The sequence below is a fragment of the Inquilinus sp. genome (genome assembly GCF_039594555.1).
Taxonomy (GTDB): Bacteria; Pseudomonadota; Alphaproteobacteria; order DSM-16000; family Inquilinaceae; genus Inquilinus.
Map to the genome: position 1 here is coordinate 1 of NZ_JBCNNF010000477.1, position 4,969 is coordinate 4,969.

The window sequence follows — 4,969 nt, forward strand, 5'->3', positions numbered from 1 at the left end:
CGCCTCGTCGTTCATCCGCCAGCCATCGGCCAAGGCCCAGGGGCTGGAGCGGTCACGGGGCCGGCTGAGCACGAGGCCTAGCGCCGCCAGGGCAATGTCCTCGGAGGAGGCCGGCGCGGGCGGCGGCAGCAGCTCCGCCCCATGGCGGGCGATGAAGCCGGTGTCGAGCTCGGCGGCGGCGAAGGCCGGGCAGCGCGCGATCGCCCGCAGGAAGTCGAGATTGGTGGCCAGGCCGGCGATCCGCGCCTGGTCCAGCGCCCGGGCCAGCCGCCGCACCGCCGCCGGCCGGTCCACGTCCCAGACGATCAGCTTGGCGATCATCGGGTCGTAATGGATCGAGATCGAATCGCCCTGGCACACGCCCGAATCGATGCGGACATGCGGCGCCGCCTCGGGCAGGGCCAGATGCGCCAGCCGCCCGGTCTGCGGCAGGAAGCCGGCCTGCGGATCCTCGGCATAGAGCCGGACCTCGATCGCGGCGCCGTGGATGGCGAGGTCGTCCTGGCCCAGCGGCAGCGCGCCGCCGGCCGCGACGCGCAGCTGCCATTCGACCAGGTCCAGCCCGGTGATCGCCTCGGTCACCGGGTGCTCGACCTGCAGCCGGGTGTTCATCTCCATGAAGTAGAAGCGGCCGTCGGTGTCGAGCAGGAACTCCACCGTGCCGGCGCCGACATAGCCGATGGCCTTCGCGGCCGCGACCGCCGCCTCGCCCATCGCCTTGCGGATGGCGGGGTCGAGGCCGGGGGCCGGCGCCTCCTCCACCACCTTCTGGTGGCGGCGCTGGATCGAGCAGTCGCGTTCGAACAGGTAGACGCAGTGGCCGTGGCCGTCGGCGAAGACCTGGATCTCGACATGGCGCGGCTTCGCCAGATAGCGCTCCACCAGCACCCGGTCGTTGCCGAAGGAGGAGGCGGCTTCGCGCTGGGCGCCGGCGAGCTGGGCGGCGAAATCCTCCGCCCGCTCGACCACGCGCATGCCCTTGCCGCCGCCGCCGGCCGAGGCCTTGATCAGCACCGGGAAGCCGATCGCCGCCGCCTCTGCCGCCAGCCGGGCGGGATCCTGGTCGGCCTCGTGATAGCCGGGCACCAGCGGCACGCCGGCCGCGGCCATCAGCGCCTTGGCCTCGCTCTTGCCGCCCATCGCGCGGATTGCGTCGGGCGGCGGGCCGACGAAGGTGATGCCGGCCGCGGCGCAGGCCTCGGCGAACTCCGCATTCTCCGACAGGAAGCCGTAGCCGGGATGGATGGCCTGCGCGCCGGTCGCCTTCGCCGCGGCCAGGATGGCGTCGATCCTCAGATAGCTCTCGCGCGCGGGAGGCGGGCCGATTCGCACCGCGGCATCGGCCTCGGCGACATGGCGCGCCCCGGCATCGGCGTCGGAATGGACCGCGACGGTGCGCAGGCCGAGGCGCCGCGCGGTGCGGATCACCCGGCAGGCGATCTCCCCCCGATTGGCGATCAGAAGCGTGTCGAACATTCCCGTCCCGGAACAGCCGCTTGATTTGAGCAACAATCTAACAGGGCTGGACCGCGGCGCACGCGGGAAATCGAAACCCTATTTCGGCCGGCCGTCGGCCAGCACCAGCCGCGCCGCCAGGCCGAGGAAGACCACCCCGGTGAAGCCGTTGAGCAGCCGTGCCACGGCCGGCCGGCGGGACAGGACCCGGCCGACGCCGCCCGAGGACATTCCGACCAGGGCGTTGATGGTGGTGCCGGAGATGTTGCCGAGCGTGCCCAGCACCACGATCTGCAGCACCGCGCTGTGCGCCGGGTCGACGAATTGCGGCAGGAAGGCGATGAAGAACAGCGCCACCTTCGGGTTCAGGACATTGGTGACCATGCCGTCGAAGAAGATCCGCCCCACCGGCCGCGGCGGCAGCGGCCCGGCGGCGCCGAGGCCGGCGCCGGAACCGGCGGCGACGCCGCGCAGCGTCTTCAGCGCCAGCCACAGCAGATAGGCGGCACCGCCCCAGCGCAGGATCTCGAAGGCGGTGGGCGAGGCGGCGAACAGCCCGGCCAGGCCGAGCGCGGCGGCCATGGTGTGCACCGCCGCCCCGCCGCCGATGCCGAGCGCCGCGGCCAGGCCGGCGCGCGGGCCGCGGGAGACGCCATTGGCGAAGCAGAACAGCATGTCGGGCCCGGGCGTGAGGTTCAGCGCCAGGGCGGCGGCCATGTACAGGGCGAGCGTCGCGGGGTCGAACATGCAAGCCTCGGATCTGCGGACGACCGATCCTAGGCTCCTGGCCCGTGTCCGCCACCGCGGCGGACGCATGGCCGTCCCGCCCTCAGAACCGGTCGGCGCGATAGGGCGACGGGTCGACCATGGTCTCGCCGCCCGTGATCATCTCGGCCAGGAGGCGACCGGTCACCGGGCCCAGGGTGAAGCCGTGATGGGCATGGCCGAAGGCGAGCCACAGCCCCTTGTGCCGCGGCGCAGGGCCGATCACCGGCCGCATGTCGGGCAGGCAGGGCCGGGCGCCCATCCAGGGCCGGTCGTCCACCCGCGAGTCGAGCGGGAACAGGATCCGCGCCGCGGCCTCGGCCGCCTGCAGCTGCACCGGCGTCGGCGGCGCGTCGCGATGGCCCATCTCGACCCCCGTGGTCAGGCGCACGCCGCGCGCCATCGGGGTCAGGAGGAAGCCCTGGTCGTCATCCAGCACCGGCCGGTTGAGCACGGCGTTGCCGCGTGGCCGGTAATGCATGTGGTAGCCGCGCTTGACCGCCAGCGGCAGGCGGTAGCCGAGTGGCCGCAGCAGGTCGAGCGACCAGGGCCCGAGCGCCACCACCGCGTCGCGCGCCAGCACCGGCCCGTCCGAACCCTGCAGGCTCCATCCGCCCTCTGCCGGCTGCAGCGACCGCGCGTCGGCCTGCACCAGCCGGCCGCCGCGGCGCAGGAACAGTTCGGCATAGCCCTTGGTGACGGCGCCGGGGTCGGAGACCGAGACCGGATCCCGCCAGTGCACGCCGCCGACCAGCCCCTCCTCCAGATGCGGCTCCATCGCCCGGATCTGCGCCGGGTCGAGCACGCCGAAGTTCAGGCCGTGGGCGGCGGCGACGGCGCGCCCCGCTTCCCCCGCCTCCAGGCTGCGGGCCGAGCGGTAGACGGTCAGCCAGCCGGTCTCGCGCGCCAGATGGGTGATCCCCGCCTGCTGCAGCAGCGGCCGGTGCTCGTCCAGGCAGCGCTCGATCAGCGGCAGCATCGCCCGCGCTGCCTCCGCCAGCCGGGCCGGCGAGGAGTGGCGCCAGTACTGGAACAGCCAGGGCGCGATCCGCGGCAGGAAGGCCCAGTGGTAGCGGGCATCGATCCGCCGGTTCGAGGCGTAGCGCAGCAGCTCCGGCAGCGCGCGGGGAAAGGCATAGGGCACGACGCTGGCGCGCTCGATCAGCCCGGCATTGCCGTGGCTCGTCTCCTCGCCCGGGCCGCGCCGGTCGACCAGCACCACCGACCGGCCGCGCGCCTGCAGGTGCAGCGCGGCCGACACCCCGATGATTCCGGCGCCGAGCACGGCGACATCGCTTCTGATCACGGTCCGACAGCCTTTCCGGGCCCACCCCCGGGCCGCCCATGCCGCATAGCATATCCGGCACCAGTTTTGGGGGCTCGCGGCGAAGCCGAATCACGCCATCGTGGTATAGACCATTACCCGCGCTGCCGAGCGCAGTCCTCCCAACCGCGAAGGCCCGCCCGATGACGTCCCCGTTCCGACTCGAAACCTTCTGGCGGCCCGCCGAGGGCGGCGAGCCCCTGAGTTATACGCTGCGGCTGACCAACCAGTCGGGCCGGGCGGTCTCGGGCTTCAGCCTCTGCCTCAGCGGACCCGCTCGGATCGACCCCGCCGCGGTGATCGAGGGCGCCACGCTGACCGCCCGGCTGTCGAATCATTCGGAGTTCACGCCCGGCCCGGACCTGGAGCTGGCCCCCGGCGCCACCTGGACGATCACGGCGCGGGGGCTGAGCTATCCGCTGCGCCATTGGACCGACGGCGCGACCACGGCCTATGTCGCGCTGGCAGACGGGTCGACCGCACGGGTCGCCACCGCGCCGACCCATTCGGCCACCGACAACGCGCCGCTGAAGCGGGGCACCGAGCGCTTCCCCGTCCCCGCCTCGATCACGATCGCGGGCTCGTCCGGTACGGTGCCGGTCTCGGTGATTCCCTGGCCGGAAAGCGTCGCCGTCAGCGGCCGCCGCGCCGTTCCCGCCGGCCTGGCGCCGAGGGGCGAAGGCGCCGAGACAGGACAGGCGATCACCGCCTTCGCCGAGTTGACCACCGCGCTGTTCCCGGCGGAGGGCGTCGTGCGGCCGGAGGCGGAGGGCGGCCTGGCCGTCGATCTCGCCGTCGAGCCGGGATTTGGCCCCGAGGCCTATCGCATCGCCTTCGCCGAGGACGGCGTCGCCGTACGGGCCACCACCCGCACCGGCCTGCTGTACGGGCTGATCACGCTGGGCCAGATCTGGCGCGGCGCCCGGCGCCATCCTGAGACCTTCCTGTTCCCGACCGGCGGCGAAATCCAGGATTCCCCGGCCCATGGCTGGCGCGGGTCGCATCTCGACGTCGCCCGGCAGTTCTATGCCTCGGCCGAGGTGGCGCGGTTCCTGCAGCTGCAGGCCTGGAGCAAGATGAACCGCTTCCACTGGCACCTGTCGGATGACGAGGCCTGGCGGGTCGAGATCGACGCCTATCCGGAGCTGACCAGGGTCGGCGCCTGGCGCGGCCATGGCCTGGCGCTGCCGCCGCTGCTCGGCTCCGGCCCCGAGCCGCAGGGCGGTTACTACAGCAAGCAGGCGATCCGCGATCTGGTGGCCCTGGCCGACCGGCTGGGCATCGTCGTGGTGCCGGAGATCGACATTCCCGGCCATTGCTACGCCGTGCTGCAGGCACTGCCGCATCTGCGCGACCCGGGCGAGCATGGCGAGTACCAGTCGGTGCAGGGCTTCCCCAACAACTGCCTGAACCCTGCCCATGAGC

Annotated in this window: 4 protein-coding genes; 1 reads left to right on the top strand and 3 read right to left on the bottom strand. The window is 72.9% G+C overall.

Going from position 1 to position 4,969, the window contains the following annotated elements:
• The 3 genes from ABDW35_RS32055 to ABDW35_RS32065 all read right to left on the bottom strand — a co-directional run.
• Nucleotides 1-1,476: acetyl-CoA carboxylase biotin carboxylase subunit (locus tag ABDW35_RS32055; RefSeq protein ID WP_343717903.1), on the bottom strand; the 1,476-nt coding region annotated here is incomplete at its 3' end.
• A 78-nt stretch (nucleotides 1,477-1,554) separates the two neighbouring features.
• Nucleotides 1,555-2,202: a LysE family translocator gene (locus ABDW35_RS32060; protein WP_343717904.1), complete on the bottom strand. Its 648-nt coding sequence runs from the start codon at nucleotides 2,200-2,202 to the stop codon at nucleotides 1,555-1,557.
• A gap of 82 nt (nucleotides 2,203-2,284) precedes the next feature.
• Entirely contained in the window at nucleotides 2,285-3,526 is a 1,242-nt protein-coding gene (locus tag ABDW35_RS32065; protein WP_343717905.1) for an FAD-dependent oxidoreductase, read from the bottom strand.
• 161 nt (nucleotides 3,527-3,687) lie between these two features.
• Here ABDW35_RS32065 and ABDW35_RS32070 point away from each other — a divergent pair.
• Nucleotides 3,688-4,969, top strand: a 1,282-nt coding sequence (locus ABDW35_RS32070; protein ID WP_343717906.1) for a family 20 glycosylhydrolase, incomplete at its 3' end; no start/stop codon positions are given.